13 protein-coding genes and 1 tRNA gene are annotated in these 18,433 nt (G+C 40.8%); 4 read left to right on the forward strand and 10 right to left on the reverse strand.

Annotated elements, in window-relative coordinates; translation table 11 throughout:
* Positions 1–5 precede the first annotated feature (5 nt).
* The 3 genes from BacF7301_RS18750 (at position 6) to BacF7301_RS18760 (ending at position 3,184) form a co-directional block, all read left to right on the forward strand.
* A complete protein-coding gene (locus BacF7301_RS18750; protein ID WP_167965199.1) occupies positions 6–812 on the forward strand; it encodes a patatin-like phospholipase family protein in 807 nt (268 codons plus the stop codon).
* A 52-nt stretch (positions 813–864) separates the two neighbouring features.
* Positions 865–2,562 carry an alpha-amylase family glycosyl hydrolase gene (locus tag BacF7301_RS18755; RefSeq protein ID WP_167967246.1) on the forward strand — a complete coding sequence of 566 codons (1,698 nt, stop codon included), beginning with the start codon at positions 865–867 and terminating at the stop codon, positions 2,560–2,562.
* Positions 2,563–2,695: 133 nt separating this feature from the next.
* Positions 2,696–3,184 carry a PepSY-like domain-containing protein gene (locus BacF7301_RS18760; RefSeq protein ID WP_167965201.1) on the forward strand — a complete coding sequence of 163 codons (489 nt, stop codon included), beginning with the start codon at positions 2,696–2,698 and terminating at the stop codon, positions 3,182–3,184.
* Positions 3,185–3,262: 78 nt separating this feature from the next.
* Here BacF7301_RS18760 and BacF7301_RS18765 read toward each other — a convergent pair whose 3' ends face one another.
* The 6 genes from BacF7301_RS18765 to BacF7301_RS18790 form a co-directional block, all read right to left on the reverse strand.
* A complete protein-coding gene (locus BacF7301_RS18765) occupies positions 3,263–5,275 on the reverse strand; it encodes an alpha amylase C-terminal domain-containing protein (RefSeq protein ID WP_167965203.1) in 2,013 nt (670 codons plus the stop codon).
* Between the two features lie 18 nt (positions 5,276–5,293).
* Positions 5,294–5,740: a NanQ anomerase/TabA/YiaL family protein gene (locus BacF7301_RS18770; protein WP_167965205.1), complete on the reverse strand. Its 447-nt coding sequence runs from the start codon at positions 5,738–5,740 to the stop codon at positions 5,294–5,296.
* Between the two features lie 33 nt (positions 5,741–5,773).
* Entirely contained in the window at positions 5,774–6,448 is a 675-nt protein-coding gene (locus BacF7301_RS18775; RefSeq protein WP_209319460.1) for a DUF2461 domain-containing protein, read from the reverse strand.
* 276 nt (positions 6,449–6,724) lie between these two features.
* Positions 6,725–7,321, reverse strand: a complete 597-nt coding sequence (locus BacF7301_RS18780) for an aminotransferase class IV family protein (protein ID WP_167965206.1) — start codon at positions 7,319–7,321, stop codon at positions 6,725–6,727.
* Complete coding sequence (locus BacF7301_RS18785) at positions 7,305–8,312, reverse strand: aminodeoxychorismate synthase component I (protein WP_167965208.1); 1,008 nt, start codon at positions 8,310–8,312, stop codon at positions 7,305–7,307. Before BacF7301_RS18785 ends, BacF7301_RS18780 begins: the two co-directional genes overlap by 17 nt.
* Before the next feature lie 126 nt (positions 8,313–8,438).
* Positions 8,439–9,173 carry a tetratricopeptide repeat protein gene (locus BacF7301_RS18790; protein WP_167965209.1) on the reverse strand — a complete coding sequence of 245 codons (735 nt, stop codon included), beginning with the start codon at positions 9,171–9,173 and terminating at the stop codon, positions 8,439–8,441.
* 286 nt (positions 9,174–9,459) lie between these two features.
* On the opposite strand from BacF7301_RS18790, the gene BacF7301_RS18795 reads away from it, so the two are divergent.
* Positions 9,460–9,533 (forward strand) — tRNA-Arg (locus tag BacF7301_RS18795).
* A 55-nt stretch (positions 9,534–9,588) separates the two neighbouring features.
* On the opposite strand, the gene lacZ4 is transcribed toward BacF7301_RS18795, so the two are convergent.
* From lacZ4 to BacF7301_RS18815, 4 genes are all read right to left on the reverse strand, one after another.
* Entirely contained in the window at positions 9,589–11,574 is a 1,986-nt protein-coding gene (gene lacZ4 / locus BacF7301_RS18800; RefSeq protein WP_369805659.1) for a beta-glucuronidase LacZ4, read from the reverse strand.
* Between the two features lie 64 nt (positions 11,575–11,638).
* Positions 11,639–13,078 carry a sulfatase gene (locus tag BacF7301_RS18805; protein WP_167965213.1) on the reverse strand — a complete coding sequence of 480 codons (1,440 nt, stop codon included), beginning with the start codon at positions 13,076–13,078 and terminating at the stop codon, positions 11,639–11,641.
* Positions 13,079–13,151: 73 nt separating this feature from the next.
* Positions 13,152–14,966 carry a RagB/SusD family nutrient uptake outer membrane protein gene (locus BacF7301_RS18810; RefSeq protein WP_167965214.1) on the reverse strand — a complete coding sequence of 605 codons (1,815 nt, stop codon included), beginning with the start codon at positions 14,964–14,966 and terminating at the stop codon, positions 13,152–13,154.
* A 28-nt stretch (positions 14,967–14,994) separates the two neighbouring features.
* Complete coding sequence (locus BacF7301_RS18815) at positions 14,995–18,381, reverse strand: TonB-dependent receptor (protein ID WP_167967248.1); 3,387 nt, start codon at positions 18,379–18,381, stop codon at positions 14,995–14,997.
* Positions 18,382–18,433 lie beyond the last annotated feature (52 nt).

Here is an 18,433-nt window from a genome sequence, read left to right on the forward strand (position 1 = left end):
ATTTCATGGAGGTATATACAAACAACTGGAATAGCCGGAAATATCAGATTGGCTATGCTCTGAGCGGAGGATTTATTAAAGGATTTGCCCATTTGGGGGTAATGCAAGCTCTCTTGGAGCATGACATCAAACCGGACATTATCTCCGGAGTAAGTGCGGGAGCACTCGCAGGAGTTTTCTATGCGGACGGCAACGAACCTCACAAAGTGCTTGATTATTTCTCCGGACATAAATTCCAGGACTTGACTAAATTGGTTATCCCCAAGAAAGGGTTATTCGACCTCTGTGAATTTATTGATTTTCTCCGGACGAACGTAAGGGCTAAGAATCTGGAAGATTTACAGATCCCTCTGATTATTACGGCAACCGACCTCGACCACGGGCGTATGGTTCATTTTCATCGTGGCACCATAGCGGAGCGGGTGGCTGCTTCCTGCTGTATGCCTGTCATGTTTGCTCCCGTTAATATAGAAGGAACTAATTATGTAGATGGCGGATTGATGATGAATCTTCCGGTTTCCACTCTCCGCCGGGTTTGTGACAAGGTGGTGGCTGTCAATGTAAGTCCCATCATGGCGCAAGATTATAAGATGAATATTGTAAGCATCGCCATGCGTTCATTCCACTTTATGTTCCGTGCCAATACGTTTCCCGAAAGAGAAAAATGTGATTTGCTGATTGAGCCTTATAACTTATATGGGTATAGCAACACAGAACTGGAAAAAGCAGAAGAAATCTTTGAACATGGATATAATACAGCCAACGAAGTGTTGAATCAATTGTTGGCAGAAAAAGGGAAAATATGGAAATAATCCATATTCTCCAAAAAGAACAATGAATATGAATCATAAAAATCTACTCGATATGAATGACGAAAAGAAAATAATCATCTATCAGGTGTTCACCCGCCTGTTTGGTAATAATAACAACCACTGTGTCTACAATGGTGACATAAGTGCCAACGGCTGTGGAAAAATGGCCGATTTCACCCTAAAAGCACTTGGAGAAATCAAGAAACTGGGTAGTACGCATATTTGGTATACAGGTATTATCGAACATGCTACGCAGACAGATTATCGCCGATACAATATCAGTCCCGACCATCCCGCTATCGTGAAAGGAAAAGCCGGCTCGCCTTATGCCATCAAGGATTATTACGATGTTGACCCGGATCTGGCAAACGATGTGCCGGGACGTATGAAGGAATTCGAGAATCTGGTACACCGTACCCATCGTGCCGGATTGAAAGTTATCATTGATTTTGTTCCCAATCATGTGGCCCGCCAATATCATTCGGATGCACAGCCGGACGGCACTACGGAATTGGGAGCCAATGATGATTCAAGCTTGTCTTTCAGCCCTTACAATAATTTCTATTATATTCCACAGGCAGAACTTCATGCCCAGTTTGACATGAAAGACGGTGCCGCAGAACCTTATCGGGAATTTCCGGCGAAGGCAACAGGCAATAATCGTTTTGACGCTACTCCCAATATCACCGACTGGTACGAAACAGTCAAACTGAACTATGGAGTGGACTATCAGAATGGTGGTACATGTCACTTTTCTCCGACTCCGGACACATGGATCAAGATGCTGGACATCCTTCTCTTTTGGGCATCCAAGGATATTGACGGCTTCCGCTGCGATATGGCTGAAATGGTTCCCGTTGAGTTTTGGGAATGGGCTATTCCACAGGTCAAAGAGGCTTATCCTGAAATTCTTTTCATCGCAGAAGTCTATAATCCGAATGAATACCGCAACTATCTGATGCGTGGCAAATTTGATTATTTATATGATAAAGTAGGCTTGTATGATACATTACGCAATGTAGCATGTGGATATGAATCTGCCGCTGCCATCACGCATTGCTGGCAAAGCCTGAACGGAATTGAGAAAAGGATGCTCAACTTCCTCGAAAATCACGATGAGCAACGCATCGCTTCTAATTTCTTTGCCGGAAATCCACGTAAAGGGATTCCTGCGCTCATTGTTTCAGCCTGCATGAACACAAATCCTATGATGATTTACTTCGGCCAGGAATTTGGAGAAATGGGGATGGACAGTGAAGGATTCAGTGGAAGGGACGGAAGGACTACTATATTTGATTATTGGAGTGTAGACACGATTCGACGCTGGCGCAACGGAGGAAAATTCGACGGTAAGATGCTTACCGAAGATCATAAACGACTTTATGACATTTATCAGAAAGTGCTGACGCTTTGCAACGAGGAAAAGGCAATCACCCAAGGTGTATTCTTTGATTTAATGTATGCCAATATAAATGGCTGGCGCTTCAACGAACGCAAGCAATATACTTTTATGAGGAAATATAAAAATGAGTTGCTGTTCTTCGTTATTAATTTCGACAGCCAGTTGGTAGATGTGGCAATCAATATACCTTCACACGCTTTCGACTTCTTGCAGATTCCTCAAATGGAGTCTTACCAGGCAGTAGACCTGATGACGGGCGCTAAAGAAGAAATCAGTTTATTGCCTTATAAACCGACAGATGTTTCAGTCGGAGCCTATAATGGAAAGATACTGAAGATTACTTTTTAAGTAAAAGCTAAGATTTATATACTCATTATAACCCGGTCATTACGAATGATCGGGTTATTTTATGCATATCACTCAAACAAATATTCTCAAAGGCTGTTTTAGGTAGATAAATAATACTCTAAACTCAAGGCTTATGAAAAAGATTAATATCGGGGCGTTCGTATTGATTTTGTTAATGTCCATATCAGCTTTTGCGGACACCCCTCCCAGTAATGTGCAGGGCACTTTCAAAAAAATGTATCCGAAGGCCACTGGTATAGCCTGGTCACAGGATGGCGGATATTATTGCGCGAATTTTGTAAAGAATGGATTTACTAAAAATGTATGGTTCAATACACAGGGGCAATGGGCTATGACGCAGACTGACCTTGTTAGTCTTGACCGCTTGTCACCCACTATTTACAATGCATTTGTATCCGGTCCTTATGCGAGCTGGGTAGTGGATGATGTGACTATGGTAGAATTTCCGAAATGGCAGGCTATTATAGTAGTTAAGGTAGGACAAGACAATGTAGACATCAAATATCAATTATTCTATACTCCACAGGGGATGCTACTGAAGACACGGAACGTCAGTTATATGTATGACATTCTTGGTCCAGATACATTTTTATCCAATTAAAAGAGACTGTTATATATAAAAAGAAGCCCTCGCAAATCATTGAATATTTGCGAGGACTCTTTATTTAAAAACAAAAAATTACTTTTTCTTTCTAAGCACTACGGCAGTGCGTGCAGGAATATAAAGTTTTAACCACTCTTTCTTTTCCTTCTTATACAGTGGATCGGCTATTGTAAAATGAACGACAGAATCATCTGCCAAACCGTTTCCGCCGAATGCTACATTATCCGTATTCAGTATTACTTCATAGGCGCCCGGAGCTACCAAGAATCCATAATCAGCGAATGACTGTTTCGGATTGAAGTTAAAGACGAATATCAAATCCTTACGTCCATAAGCCAATACCTGGTCGCCGTCATTATGCCAGATTTCCTGAATCGGTGTTTCCTGGAAGTCTTTTACACTCTTGATTACTTTCAGCATTTCCGCGTCAAAGTCACCCATATAGTGATAAGTCAGATTCTTATTGTCTACCAAGTCCCATTGGCGACGGGCATATTTGCATGACCATCCGTTACCCTCACGTGGAAAGTCAATCCATTCAGGATGACCGAATTCATTTCCCATGAAATTCAGATAACCACCGTTAATGGTAGAAGATGTCAATAAACGAATCATTTTGTGCAGGGCAATACCCCGATTGACTACATAATTTTCATCTCCTTTTTGCATATGCCAATACATATCAGCATCAATCAGACGGAAGATGATTGTCTTATCTCCTACCAATGCCTGGTCGTGACTTTCTGCATAAGATATGGTCTTTTCATCCTGACGGCGATTGGTCACTTCCCAGAACATACTGGAAGGTTTCCAGTCCTCATCAATCTTTTCTTTGATTGTCTTAATCCAGTAATCAGGAATGTTCATAGCCATACGATAATCGAATCCGTAGCCACCGTCTTCTACCTTCGCAGCCAATCCCGGCATGCCGGAAACTTCTTCCGCTATTGTGATTGCTTTCGGATTGACCTGATGAATCACTTCATTAGCCAATGTCAGGTAGCCAATTGCATTATCATCCTGATGACCGTTGAAATAATCTCCATAATTACAGAAAGCTTCACCTAATCCATGACTATAATATAGCATAGATGTTACTCCATCAAAACGGAATCCGTCGAACTTATATTCTTCCAACCAATATTTGCAGTTGGACAGCAGGAAATGAATTACTTCATTCTTGCCATAGTCAAAGCAAAGAGAATCCCAAGCCGGATGTTCGCGGCGACCGCCCGGATAAAAGTACTGGTTCGGATCACCGGCAAAATTCCCTAATCCTTCCACTTCGTTCTTTACGGCATGTGAATGAACGATGTCCATAATCACAGCAATTCCCATTTCATGGGCAGCATCAATCAATGCTTTCAATTCGTCGGGAGTTCCGAAACGTGAAGAGGCGGCGAAGAAACTGGATACATGATACCCGAAACTTCCATAATAGGGATGTTCCTGGATTGCCATAATCTGAATACAGTTGTATCCTTCCTTAGCAATGCGTGGAAGCGTTTTTTCACGGAATTCGTTATAGGTTCCGACCTTTTCTTCCTGTTGCGCCATTCCGATATGACACTCATAAATCAGCAAAGGATTGGTGGTGGGCTTAAAGGTTTTCTTCTTGAATTTATAGGGTTTCTCCGGTGCCCATACTTGTGCACTGAATATCTTGGTCTGTTCATCCTGAACAACACGTGTAGCCCAAGCAGGTATACGCTCACCTTGGCCACCATCCCAATATATATTCAGCTTATATAAGTCGCCATGATGAATGGCATCTGCCGGCAGATTAATCTCCCAAATCCCATTCTTTAGCTTTTTCAACTTGTAGGCATCCTTTTCTTCCCAGTTGTTAAACGTGCCTACCATATATATATGTGTAGCATTCGGTGCCCATTCGCGGAAGGTCCATCCTTTATCAGTGCGGTGCAATCCGAAATAAAGATAACCTGATGCAAAGTCTGAAAGAGTCTGTTTTCCCTTATTGGTCAGTTCGGCTTCCTTGTCCAACACAAACTGATGACGACCTGCAATAGCATCGGCAAAAGGTTCCAGCCAAGGATCATTTTTTATAAGATTAAGTGTCTTTTCCATATCAGAATTGAATTTAGATTATGCTTTTACTTTTACGATTACTTTCTTCACACCGTCCGGGGTAATGCCGGGAGCGTGTCCGTCCTGTGGAAAGAAGATAGCAAACATTCCCGGTTTCACGGCAACGTATGTTTCAGCTAATCCTTCAAAGAAAGTTATGTCCTTTTCTGCGTTATAAGGAGCATCTGCAGGAACACAGTCCTTAGCAGCAGTATAACCCATAATTTCTGTTCCTGACAATGGAATCTGAATATCTATAAATTCGTTATGTGTTTCCAGTTTGGCCTCTTCCTTGGTCTTTGGCTTAGCTTGTGCGATATTCACCAGCAGATCTTTTCCTTTCAATTCAGTCTTACCGATTTCCATGGCTTGAAGGTCATGAGATTTCAGAAACTCAATAGCCTGTGCAAATAAAGGATTTAAAGACGCATATTTCTCCAGATTTTCTAAAGTATCTACTACCATATAAGTTCAATTTTAAAGTTTATATTTTGGGTATTATTCAAAATCATCAATCGTATAATTTATAAAATCGGCAAACCGCTTGAATTGGCGGAACACCTTATCTATCTGCTCCAATACATCCGGTTGGGTAAAGAAGTTATCGGGGACATTATAGGAACAGACATATTCCTTGCATTTCAGATAATCAATGTACTTGAAATCCTTCGGGAAACCTTTAGGAGCTGTTTTCAGGAAGTCTTCTCCAATCACCGGAAAGTATTGCTTAAATTCCGGATCTTCCACGATAGCGACAAACTCTTCAATATTATCATAAATAGACTGCCGAACGGCTTTCAGGATATTGGAAGGCAGACACAGACTTCCGCCGGCAAGCATAGAGCCATCGGGTTGCAGGTGCACATAGTATCCACAATGATCAGATTTCTTGCCTTTTGCATTGATATAACCACCGAAATGTATTTTATAAGGTGTTTTATCCGAAGAGAAGCGGGTATCCCGGTAAATGCGATAGGTACAGTCTTTGGGTTGAACTCCCCGAATTGTTTCATCAAACAGGGAAATACGGGCAATCACTGTTGCCAAAAAATTATCAAACTCGGCACGGGCTATCTCATATTCTGCCTTATGCTCATTAAACCACTCACGATTATTGTTCGCGGAAAGATCTTTTAAAAACTGAAAGATAACGGGTATGTTCATCTTTATCATTTTCTATTATTATCCTACAAACGTACAAATTTTATTTCATATAAACTACAAAAGGGGGCAAAAGGACATAAAAAAAGCATCGGCCTGGTAAACCGATGCTCTAACACATTTATCAAAAAAACAGACTCTTCTGTCTCTGACGTACTTTAGCTTTCACAAGTGGAGTACAATCTCTTTAATTAATCTTATATCTAATACTATGAAAAACACATAAATATAACAGTACAAAAGTGGCTTTTGTTCAGCAGTTCTCTGTATATTTCAGTTAATTATAGTTTATAGAATAAAATGTTTATCATCAATGGGTAACATGATACGTCCCCAATCAATCATTGCATTGAATAACATAACTTTAGAGTACTCGCCTAAATGTGTCTGCGAAATGTCTCTTTCCACGATCAGTTGCCTGTCCAAAAGCTCGGCACGTTTTGTTCCCCGGAGCAACGGATGAGAGGGTGTATACCACATTTTTCCGTCATAGAGTGCCACATTGGCTATGGAAGTATCTGTCAGATAACCGTTCCTCACAATTAAGACATCATCTGCTCTTTCTCTTTGGGCATACAAAATATTCAAATCTTCCCGGTTCGTACTTTTATAAGTATAATCAATAGTATCGGCTACAACCAGGCGTAAAGAAGAAACTTCCCGCATCTGATATGGTGCATATGTAATTTCTTCTATTTCTCTGCCATATACAATCCGGCATTTATGAATTCCCTGTAATGATTGCGGAGATATAAATTCCTGCAGGATGAGTGGAGTACTGTCTTTCCAAAAGGCAGCACGAGTTCGATTAAACCGCTCTGTATGATAGTCGAGATTGTAAATATTTCCATCTTCTATCCGGATAGTTTCAATAAATGGGCACATATACTTTTTGTTTCATTTCATTATACTCACTTTCCACATCACTTTGACAGGTGATTCCACCGCCACTTTTAAAAAACATCCTCTCACCTTCTTGTTCTACAAAACGTATCATAACAGCACTATCCAAATTTTCACCGTCAAAATATCCCATGATGCCTGTATAAAATCCTCTGTCATATCTTTCTGCTTCTTGAATGATCTGCATCGTTTTTTTCTTTGGAGCACCTGTTATGGACCCTGCGGGCAATAACTTAAAAATAATATCACCTAAGTGCGCTTGATAATCATTCGGCAGAACTCCCTGAATTTCCGAACTTGTCTGAAGGATAGAGCCTTGGTTAGTCCGTAAGGTATCAATATATCGGTAGCGGGATACTGATACTTGATTGGCAACCATGCTTAGATCATTCCGTATCAGGTCTACAATAGTGGCATGTTCTGCGGCTTCTTTCGGATCATTCATCAGGATTTGGGCGGCATCAGGAATTGAAGCGTCGATAGTTCCTTTCATCGGGAAGGAGTAAATTCTTCCTTGATGGATTCTGACAAATATTTCAGGAGAAAATACCGTAAACGAATCTTTTAACCATAACTTATAGGTAGCTTTCGAACGGGAATAAATATCTTTCAGAGTGAGGTTGGTTTCTATCGGAGTGCGGCAAGTCAAGTTCGTGAGAAAGCTGTTTCCTGCGAAAATATTTCTTTGAACGATATGAAATGAATGTCTATAAGTATCAAAAGATTCGGGCAATGATTTCCAACGAATATGTTTTTCCTTATTATTGGGAAAAGAATCCTCATAGCTTTTGTCTGATATCGGTTGATTGGTAAATTCATTCAGATTATAGAGCAATTCTGTAGAATCTACGGACGAAACATCTTCTACGTAAGAAGCATTTTGTAGGTAATTTATAATAAAGATAAAAGGGCGACGGGATACTCCCAACTCATTCATCTGCTTGACAGCCTGTTCCTTGGTATTTAAATGCATAAAAATCCTTCTGTTTTAGGAACGGCAAAAGTACACAAAAAAAGTATGGATTAGAAAAAACACAATAAAAAAAGGGTTGCCAAATGTGTCTATTGGCAACCCTTCATATTCTTTATAAGAACCTTATTACTTCATGGCAGCTTTCACTTGAGGAAGCATTTTCTTCACGTTTTCGTTTTCCGGTGATATTTTGGCAGCTTCTTCCAGATAATCTACCGCTTCTTTAAATCTAGCATCAGCTTTTTCTTTCTCCGCAGCATATTTATCAGCATCCGAGTTTGCCAAAGGAGCGGCTTTCTTCAGAATATTGGCTCCGTCATTGTAACAAAGAACTCCCAGGCTATAGAGAGCATTCGTCTTATAAGACTTATGATTCAAAGGGATTACTTTCTTGAAGTTTTCTTCTGCTTCTTCAGCCTTACCGGCTTTCTGAGCAGCAAGTCCTGCTTTCAAAAAATGAAGGCCATAATTCTTTATCATTACCTTATTGTTCGGATCAACTTTCAATCCTTCTTCCAATGTAGCTACGTATTCATCAGTCTTCTTCAATGCATCTAAAGCTGACGCCTTACGGGCATATGCATTTCCTGTATTGAACTTCTTTTCGATGGCTATATCGAAATATGTAACCGCTTCAGCATACTTCTTTATTTCATCAGCAGCCATACCACAATAATATGCTGTTGCTGAATCTTGATTATTAGTCTGCTTTAAATATTCACTGAATTTGGCGTATGCCACAGGATAATTTTTGGCATTGAATGCATCATTTCCTTCTTTCTTAATTTGGTTAGGGTCAGTTTGAGCAAAAAGGTTAGCTACTGTAATACAAAATGCAAATAAAAAAATAAATTTCTTCATAACTTTATGTGTTTTTTAGTTGTTTATCGCCCAAAAGTAAACCTTATAATACAAAAACACAACCCTATTTAAGTTTTTTGAGCTTTTTGAAAGCAATATAACGTTCGTTATTCTTCGTAAAAACAATGATTCACTATTCATCCATGCTACAATGCGTAGATAGACGAAATATTATCCCTGCATAAATTACTGATTCATAGTCATAAAGAAAAATATGAATAAAAAAGTGACAAAAAGTTTTTGAGATTTCATAAAAAGCACTACCTTTGCATCCGCAAATAAGGATGGTTCCGTAGCTCAGCTGGATAGAGCAACGCCCTTCTAAGGCGTGGGTCAAGCGTTCGAATCGCTTCGGAATCACTTAAAGAGGTTGATTATTTAAAATAATCAACCTCTTTTTTGTACTTACAATTTATTATAACCTGCAACGGAAGCTATCACTCAAAGGCTGTTTCTTATTGGTAGAAACCACTTTGATTTCATTTTCTCCTGATTGCAATTCCACATTCTTCCATTCTAAAACAGCGTACTGGTCTGCGGCTGCTTTGCCACAACTCTTACCATTTACAAACAATTCGGCTTCAGGCTGATTGGTAAAGGCGATAATAGTTTGCAAACGTTGAGAACGTATTATATTACGTTTGCCTGCTAAATAAAGCATTGGTTCTTCCTTATTCCAGTTGGCTTTGTAAAAATAGAAAGCATCTTTGCGGACTTTTCGGTCAAAAGTAACCAAACCCTTGTCGTTAATGCCGGGGCGGTCGCCTTCCGTACGATGTGCAGCCCCAAAATCAAACATATTCCAGACAAAGCTCCCCCATACATATGGACGGGAAGAAATCGTCTTCCAGTTCTCAATATGATAATATGTTTGCCAATTTTCCGGATGCCACCAACTGGTAGGAATAGTTTTAGTTAATGAATCCTGCTGATGATAGATGCTGGCACCGGCGCCATATTCGCTGATAGCAATACAGATCTTCGGATGCTTTTTATGCATACCGTCCAGCCATTTGCCCAAATCTGCAGGAGTGCCACCATACCACCCGTCATAACGATTCCATGCGATAACATCTGTTATGAAGTTTAAATCTCCCATTTGATTACTTGCAGAGGTAGTAGGTCGTGTCGCATCTTCCTGATGAGCCAGTACGTTCAATTCCTTAATATATTCTACCGGGTTATCCCCTATCTCAGTCAACTCATTAAAGAGTCCCCATACACAGATAGAAGGATGGTTATAATGTTGACGAATCAGTTCTTTAAGTTGTTCTTTTCCATTGGCACGGAAAGCAGGCAGATCCACAAAGCCCTTGTCATTGTATCCACCAGGACCGACAAAAGGAATCTCAGCCCATACAATAATACCATTTTTATCCATCAGGTCATAAAAATAGGTAGCCTGAGGATAGTGTGCCAAACGCACGGAATTCACTCCCATTTCCAACATCAATGCAGCATCCTCATCATGATGCTGAGTTCGCAAAGCATTTCCCACCTCACTCCTATCCTGATGGCGACAAACTCCACGAAGAGATAAATGTTTTCCATTCAGGAAGAAACCCTTATCTGGGTCTATCCGATAAAAACGAAGCCCTAAAGGCTGTGTTATACAATCCACTAGTTTGCCGTTTCGGGAAAGAGAGATTTCCGCCTGATAAAGAAACGGATCCTGGCGGCCATTCCACAAATGGGGTTGATTCATTTCAAAAACAAGTTCCTGCTGCATAGTTGAAGTACCGGAAAGATTCACTTTCTTCATTTCTTCTTTCACCACTTTTTTACCATCCAAAAGACGGATATTAAGTTCTACTTCCTGATTGGCAGTATTCCCGTTTGACAATTCAACAAGTGCACGCACTTTCGCATATTCATAACTCACGCTATCCTGTATCAGACGCACTCCGGAAGAAGCATAATCCAAAGGAGAAATACACGTTTCGTCAGTAATCAACAAATGTACATCCCGATAGATTCCACCATAAAAATTAAAGTCACCCACCAAAGGCATGATGTCCAACTGCTCTCCATTATTCACCCGTACTAATATGGAGTTCTCTTTTCCATATTCAACCTTCCCTGTGATTTCAAAGATGAAAGCCCCATATCCTCCACGATGCTCACCTATATGACGGCGATTGATAAATACATCAGCGATATTATTCACTCCCTCGAAGCGAATAAAAAGACGTTTGCCTTTCCATTCGGGACGGACAAACAGTTCCTTTTCATAATTACCAATACCCCGTTTATAGTCTATTTTCCCTGATAAAGCATCCTGCGCATTCCAGGTATGAGGCAAATCAACTCTAATTTCTGTCCCCTTTTGTACCTGATGCGAAAACCTGAATTTCCAATTATCATTTAACGAGATATCCTGCCGTTGCGCAAACGCAGCCATACTACCAAGCACAAATAAAACAACCGGCAACAAGCGGACGAAGAATAAAAAACGTGTTCTCATACTATTTCTTTATTGATGTTTTCTTTACTTTGATAAAAGAAGATAACGATTCAACTTTATCCTTATACTTCTTCTCATTTATTCGGTTCTTATTTTCTGCTTTATCAATCCGGTGGTCAAACAGCATGCCAGCTTTCTTCACATCCCCTTTCATCCATTCGGCATAACTATATCGCTGGTCAACAGCATTATCTCCACCCTCCCATTGAATATAAACTTCATCTTTAGTCTTAGCTTTCAGGTTTCTGAAAACTCCGGCAAAACTTTGCCCGCTCAGTTGCTTACCAGGCACAGGAAGTTTGCAGAGCTCGCATAAAGTCGGGTATAAATCAACAAACTCCACCATAGATTTTGTCTTTCCCTTTTTCATTCCCGGCACACGGATAATCAGCGGAACATGAGTGGAAGTATTCATCAGATTATGTTTTCCTACAAAATTATGTTCCCCTAAATTCCAACCATGATCCCCTAACAAAACAACGATTGTATTATCAGATAATCCCAGTTCGTCCAGCGCATCCAACACTTTTCCGATTTGTGCGTCCACATAGCTCAAACAAGCATAATATCCATGCTTCACTTCTCGCTGGAAATCAATATCGCTCGTATCTGTAACCCGCGCATAAGCATATATTTCAGTCGAATTACGAACCTGTTCGGGTAATTCTTCGGGTCTGAAACGATTGGCAGCCAAAGGAATTTCTTCACGCTTATATAAATCCCAATATTTCTTCGGAGCATTGAATGGTAAATGAGGTTTCCAAAAACCGCAAGCCAGAAAAAAAGGCTTGCCCGTATCCTTCATACGTTTCAAGTCACGAATAGCCCGATTCGCCAGTTTGCCATCATCATAGGCAGTGTCAGGCACCTCTGCCGACTCACAAAAAGGTCCGCGCATCGTTTTCGGATTAATAGTCTTTCCAGATTCCGAATTCATCCAAAGTTCCCATTTGTTATATTCCGCCCAATACACGTCATATCCGTCCGGATGATTTCGATAAGGCGGCTCGCTCCATGAATCTGCATGGTCACTCATATGATGAAATACTTTTCCATCCGAAACGGTATGATAACCATTTCGGGTAAACCATCCTGAAATAGGTATCGCATCGGGACAATCTTTGCTGGCATAAGCCGAGAAACTGATAAAGCGGTTCGGATATTGGGGATATACACCTGTCAATAAACTGGCACGGGATGCTCCGCTCACAGGAATATTGCAATAAGCATTTTGAAACAAGACACCGCTTGCAGCCAAACGATCCATATTTGGTGTCTTTACCTCCTTTACTCCATAACACCCCAGTTCGGGGCGCATATCATCCGCCATTATAAAAAGGACATTCATCTGAGATACATCCTGCTGTGCCCGCATCATAGAGGAGAAACAACAAGCCGTTCCACAAAGAAGCGTGTATTTTATCGGGAATCTATTCTTCATTTTACACTTTAAATTTTAAAGACCTGCAATATACTAAAATATCACAGGTCTTGTATATATTATTAACTTAATATCACTTAGTCCATACCGGATTCTGTTCCAAATTCGTATTCAGAGCCAATTGCTTCAAGGGCAACGGATACAGATAATAATGTTCCTGCCATCCAAGCGGAGCATCGTAGAAATAAACATAACCGTCATCAGCACCTATTCCGCCCGTCACTTTCAGCTTCTTAGCAGAAGCTTCTGTCACATATGCGCCCAATGCTTGTTTATTGACATACTCCCCTTTCTTCCATCTACGCAAATCATCCAAACGAAAACCTTCGCCCATCAACTCCACGCGTCTCTCTCTGCGTACTTCCCATAAAAGAGCAGGAACGGAAGGATCACGAGCCGTATCAAAATCGTCATTAATATCATCCACAATCATTTTATCAACACCGGCTCTTGAGCGCAGTTTATTGATTGACCTGTCAGCGGCAGGCTGGTCAAGTTTGCCCAGTTCGCACATAGCTTCGGCATAGTTCACCATCACTTCACCTACACGGAACAACGGGGCATCTGTTGTATTTACACCGTTAGCATTGGTTGCCACCGTATGTGTATTATAATATTTCCAAACCCAAAATCCCATTTGAGAAGCATTCCATCCCTGTCCCCAATTCATATTTTTAAAGTGTGGCTGTCCCTGAACTGTAAATCCTTTAAAGTTGGAAGACGGCAAACGATGATAAGTCTCACCGGAAATCGTAGCCATAAGATCCATAAATTCCCTATCTTCCGCATTATCCGTATATTGCCATTCAGGTGTACTCGGACCTTTGTCCTTCTTTACCATATAGGGAGGACATATCGTGAGATACAAACGATAATCACGGTCACGAAACTGCCCGTAGATATTCTTATCACCGCCATAATTACTTGTTGTCGTACTGACAGGTCGACCGTCCTTGCATAAATAACTATCTACCGCATCCTTTGTTGCTTCAATATTAGACTCACCGGTACGTACCATACGAGTCAGGCCATGCATCAATTGCCCGGTTTCATAAGCTTTATACAAAAGAATTCCTGCCACTCCGTCCAATGTCTCCGAATTAAACAATTCGTCATATCGGGGATGTACGTCGGGATACTCTTCTATCACATCTCCGGCAGCACGGGCACATTCCTTTAAATACGTATCCGCATCCGGCAAACCATGATACTTTCTCCAAGTGCCTTCAAACAAGGCAAAACGGGAGATGAGAGCCTTCACCACATATACATTGATTGTATTTTTCCCATCAACCAAAATATCACTACCGATATGTTCTTCCGCATATTTCAGATTGGAAAGGATATTGGAAGCCACCAAATCACGGGTATCCCGCTTTCCATAAAGTTCCGGACTCTCTTCCGTCAGAGCATGTTCCACCCAGGGAATACCACCAAACTTGGAAAGCATCTGAAAATACTTATAAGAACGGAAAAAACATCCTACACTTCTCCAATGCTCCTTCTCGGTTTCATTCATTTCCGAATTATCAATATTATCAAGCATCAGGTTGACACGACGAATATAATCATAATCCCAATCTTTGGATTCATCCGTAGCTTTTGCTTTACGATACGCCCACTGCCCTTCATATCCTGCCAATCCTTTTATCATATTATCCGATTCGAAATCGCCACGGAATATTTCATCCGTCTGCCCCGTATCATACGTATATCCGAAAAATACATTATACAGTCCCCATGCATACGTTTTAAAATTATCATTGGTAGTGAAGACTGAACCTTCTGTTTGCTGTCCCTTCGGATAAACTTCCAGGAATTCGTCATTCAAGCAAGACGACACCAACAAACAAAGACTAACGCTTACACATAGTATATATTTACTCATAACAATTATTCTTTAAGTTGTAATACAATCAGAATGAAACGTTTATACCAAACGAATACTGTCTCATATACGGATAGGTAAAACCGCGCTGCCCCAAATCATCCGTAACAGAACGTTCCGGATCGAGTCCCTTCGGAAGATGATCGAATGTATAAAGATTCTCACCGCTAAAGAATACTGCCAGATTATTAACCCCAATCTTATTCATCCACTTGGACGGGAAATTATAAGAAAGCGTTATATTGCGAATACTCAAATATGATCCATCTTGTAAATAGCGGGTTTGAACACGTGTATTAGCGGCAGTATTTCCGGCAGCTTTCTCATAGATACGTGGGAAATAGCTATCCGTATGCTCCGGAGTCCAATAATTCAATTGTGAATCATAAACAGTAGTCCAGGCGTCATAATGCGGATAGAACAAGTCATTCATAACCCATAAGTCCCGTTTTCCTACTCCTTGCAACAGGAAAGACAGTGAGAATCCGTTCCAACTTGCACTACCATGAATACCATATTGATAACGACGTGTGTTATTACCTATAATCTTACGGTCGCCCGGGTCTTTTGTCGTACTCGTACCACTGTTGATGATGCCATTTCCATCTAAATCCTTATACAATATGTCCCCCGGATTCGGATTATATTCTTCTACTTTAGCAATGCCAGGCTTCAGTTTTCCATTCTCATCGAAATCATCCACAGTGTACAAACGGTCGGTAACATATCCCCAGATTTCACCTAATTCCATTCCTACACGATAGGTATCCTTATCATTTTTATCTTTACCGAACAAACCTGTTTCATTGTTGTATTTGGTGATTTTAGTCTTTGCATCATAAAGATTGAATCCCAGATTGTATTTCACTTTTCCTATCCGGTCGTTCCAATCTACTGAAATTTCCCAACCTTTGGAACGAAGGTCAGCCGTATTCTGCAAAGGAGCACTTGCACCTAATACACCCGGAAGTTCAGCCCCCGGAGCAAGCATGCCCTTTGTATCTCTGCGATACCAATCAAACACCATATTCAGCCTGTTATCCAATAATCCCAGGTCAAAACCAATATCAATGGTCGTCACCTTTTCCCACGTAAAGCTATTGCTCACCAAAGAAGCGGGTTTCAGCGTCGTCACTTTGATACCGGAGACAGTCCAATAAGCTTGTTCGGCATCCATACCGGGAATATATGCATAAGGAGTGATACTCTGATTACCAATATTACCCCAGGAGCCACGCAACTTCAGGTTAGACAAAACAGTGTTCAGCGGTTGCATAAATGCTTCTTCACTGATACGCCATCCGGCAGAAACCGAAGGGAAGAAACCAAAACGGCTATTCTTTGGGAATTTGGAAGAACCGTCATAGCGTCCGTTCGTTTCAAGCAAATATTTGCCGGCAAACGAATAGTTGATACGATAGAACAAGCCCCTTACTGTATAACGCTCGAATTTATCCTTAGCAAAATAATCCCCTGTCGCCTGTGAAATAGAAGGCAGATCCTCATTAATCATATTCATGCGTAACATTTCAGCATACCGGTAATCACTACTTTCCTGATTGAAACCTCCCATTACAGTGACATCATGCTTGCCCCACGAATTGCTATAATTAGCATAGAAGTTCAATGCATTATAATCGGTAATACCATTGGAATATTCGTACTTGGAATTTGCCGTAGAAACCTCTTTTACAAAATTACCTCCATGGGCATAGTAGAATTTTTTATCAAACTTTGTTTTCTCATTGCTTAGATGATTGAATGTATATTCACCTATCAATTTCACGTTCTTCATAGGAGTAATCGTCACTTTTCCGAAAATACGAAGATTATTCTTTTGAATAGTTGTCGGATATGCCAGATTAATCAAATTACGGGGAGTATTAATCGGCAAATCTTCACCGTCAATATTCATTGTTCCGGTAGGAAAATAAGAAGGAAATGCTACCGCTGCTCCCCATATTCCATATCCTCCGGAAGTTTCAGGTAATGAAGAGTTGGAGTTCGTGTATTTTATATCCAGCTCAGGAGTAATCCACGAGAACACATCCGAACGAAGATAAGAAGAAACATTATATCGTTTATACGTATCCTTATCCGAGTTCAATACACCATTCTCATTTACCATACCGAAAGAGAAACGATAAGAAATATCTTTCGTACCACCACCTACCGAGATATTGTGAGTTTGCTGGAAGCCTGTCTCCATCATATCATCGAAAAGGTCTGTTTCCGCCAAGCTATACCGAAGTCCGTCTACCATCGCATAACCATCCGGATAAGCAGACGGATTGGCATTATATTCCTTCAATAAGTCCAGCCAGGTATCCACGTTCTGCCCGCTTTGATAATTGATTGTTCCCATATCTTTATAAGCTTGCACCGTTTGAAGTGGAGTAGCCTTGTGCGGCATATTGGCAGGTCTGCTAAATGAGAAGTTATTTGAATAATTGATAGAAAGCTTAGTGGCGTCCGAGCCTTTCTTGGTAGTAATCAAAATCACACCAAACGCTGCACGAGCCCCATAAATAGCAGAAGAGGCTGCATCTTTCAGAACCGTTACCGATTCGATGTCGTTCGGGTCGAGCATATTAATATCCATCTCCACGTTATCCACCAGTACCAGCGGTTTTCCATTCTTATCCAGGCTGTTGACACCACGGATATTGAAACTCATTTCTTCACCGGGTCTTCCTGAATTACCGGTAATCTGTAAACCGGGCATCGCTCCTTTCAAAGCATCACTAACGGAAACTACCGGACGGTCACCCAATACATCATCCATCTTCACACTACTAACCGCGCCTGTCAGGTTCGCCTTCTTTTGCACACCGTAACCGACAACCACTACTTCGTCTATCAAACGGGTATCTTCTTTCAGGGTTACACTCATAGGACGCTGATCTTTCACCGTCACTTCCTGAGTAGCATATCCGATATAAGAAACAGATAGCCGGGCATTCAAGGTAACCATCAATGAGAAATTACCGTCCATATCCGTAATTGTACCTTCTGTAGAATTCAGCACTTTCACATTCGCGCCAATCACTCCCTCCCCCGTAGGATCGGTAATCCGACCTTTCAAAAGAAATGATTTTTCCTGTTCATTCTGAGGAGTTACTGCATGGAACATGATTATTCTGCTTCCGTTCACTTCATAACTGACGTTCATACCTGTCAGCAACTGTCCCATTACATCATTAATCGTACCGTTACTTATATCTACAGAAACCTTTCTATTCAGATCAATGTCATTATTGCGAATCAGGAAAGAATAGTTTCCGGACTTCTTTATGACCTCGATGGCTTCTTTTAAAGTAACGTTATCCACTTTTACGTTGAATCTCTTGCTTTGTTCCTGCGCTGACAGTTGATAGCCAGCCAAAACGTTTCCGATAGACAAAAGCAGAAGCATTAATAATATCTTCTTTACTATTAATCTCATATTTTTCACTATTAAAGGTTAA

The sequence above is a fragment of the Bacteroides faecium genome (assembly GCF_012113595.1).
In the GTDB taxonomy this organism is placed as follows: domain Bacteria; phylum Bacteroidota; class Bacteroidia; order Bacteroidales; family Bacteroidaceae; genus Bacteroides; species Bacteroides faecium.

Coding starts and splice junctions, on each gene's coding strand:
- BacF7301_RS18750 (WP_167965199.1), top strand. CDS start 6: ATGGAGGTATATACAAACAACTGGAATAGCCGGAAATATCAGATTGGC.
- BacF7301_RS18755 (WP_167967246.1), top strand. CDS start 865: ATGAATGACGAAAAGAAAATAATCATCTATCAGGTGTTCACCCGCCTG.
- BacF7301_RS18760 (WP_167965201.1), top strand. CDS start 2,696: ATGAAAAAGATTAATATCGGGGCGTTCGTATTGATTTTGTTAATGTCC.
- BacF7301_RS18765 (WP_167965203.1), bottom strand. CDS start 5,275: ATGGAAAAGACACTTAATCTTATAAAAAATGATCCTTGGCTGGAACCT.
- BacF7301_RS18770 (WP_167965205.1), bottom strand. CDS start 5,740: ATGGTAGTAGATACTTTAGAAAATCTGGAGAAATATGCGTCTTTAAAT.
- BacF7301_RS18775 (WP_209319460.1), bottom strand. CDS start 6,448: ATGATAAAGATGAACATACCCGTTATCTTTCAGTTTTTAAAAGATCTT.
- BacF7301_RS18780 (WP_167965206.1), bottom strand. CDS start 7,321: ATGTGCCCATTTATTGAAACTATCCGGATAGAAGATGGAAATATTTAC.
- BacF7301_RS18785 (WP_167965208.1), bottom strand. CDS start 8,312: ATGCATTTAAATACCAAGGAACAGGCTGTCAAGCAGATGAATGAGTTG.
- BacF7301_RS18790 (WP_167965209.1), bottom strand. CDS start 9,173: ATGAAGAAATTTATTTTTTTATTTGCATTTTGTATTACAGTAGCTAAC.
- lacZ4 (WP_369805659.1), bottom strand. CDS start 11,574: ATGGCTGCGTTTGCGCAACGGCAGGATATCTCGTTAAATGATAATTGG.
- BacF7301_RS18805 (WP_167965213.1), bottom strand. CDS start 13,078: ATGAAGAATAGATTCCCGATAAAATACACGCTTCTTTGTGGAACGGCT.
- BacF7301_RS18810 (WP_167965214.1), bottom strand. CDS start 14,966: ATGAGTAAATATATACTATGTGTAAGCGTTAGTCTTTGTTTGTTGGTG.
- BacF7301_RS18815 (WP_167967248.1), bottom strand. CDS start 18,381: ATGCTTCTGCTTTTGTCTATCGGAAACGTTTTGGCTGGCTATCAACTG.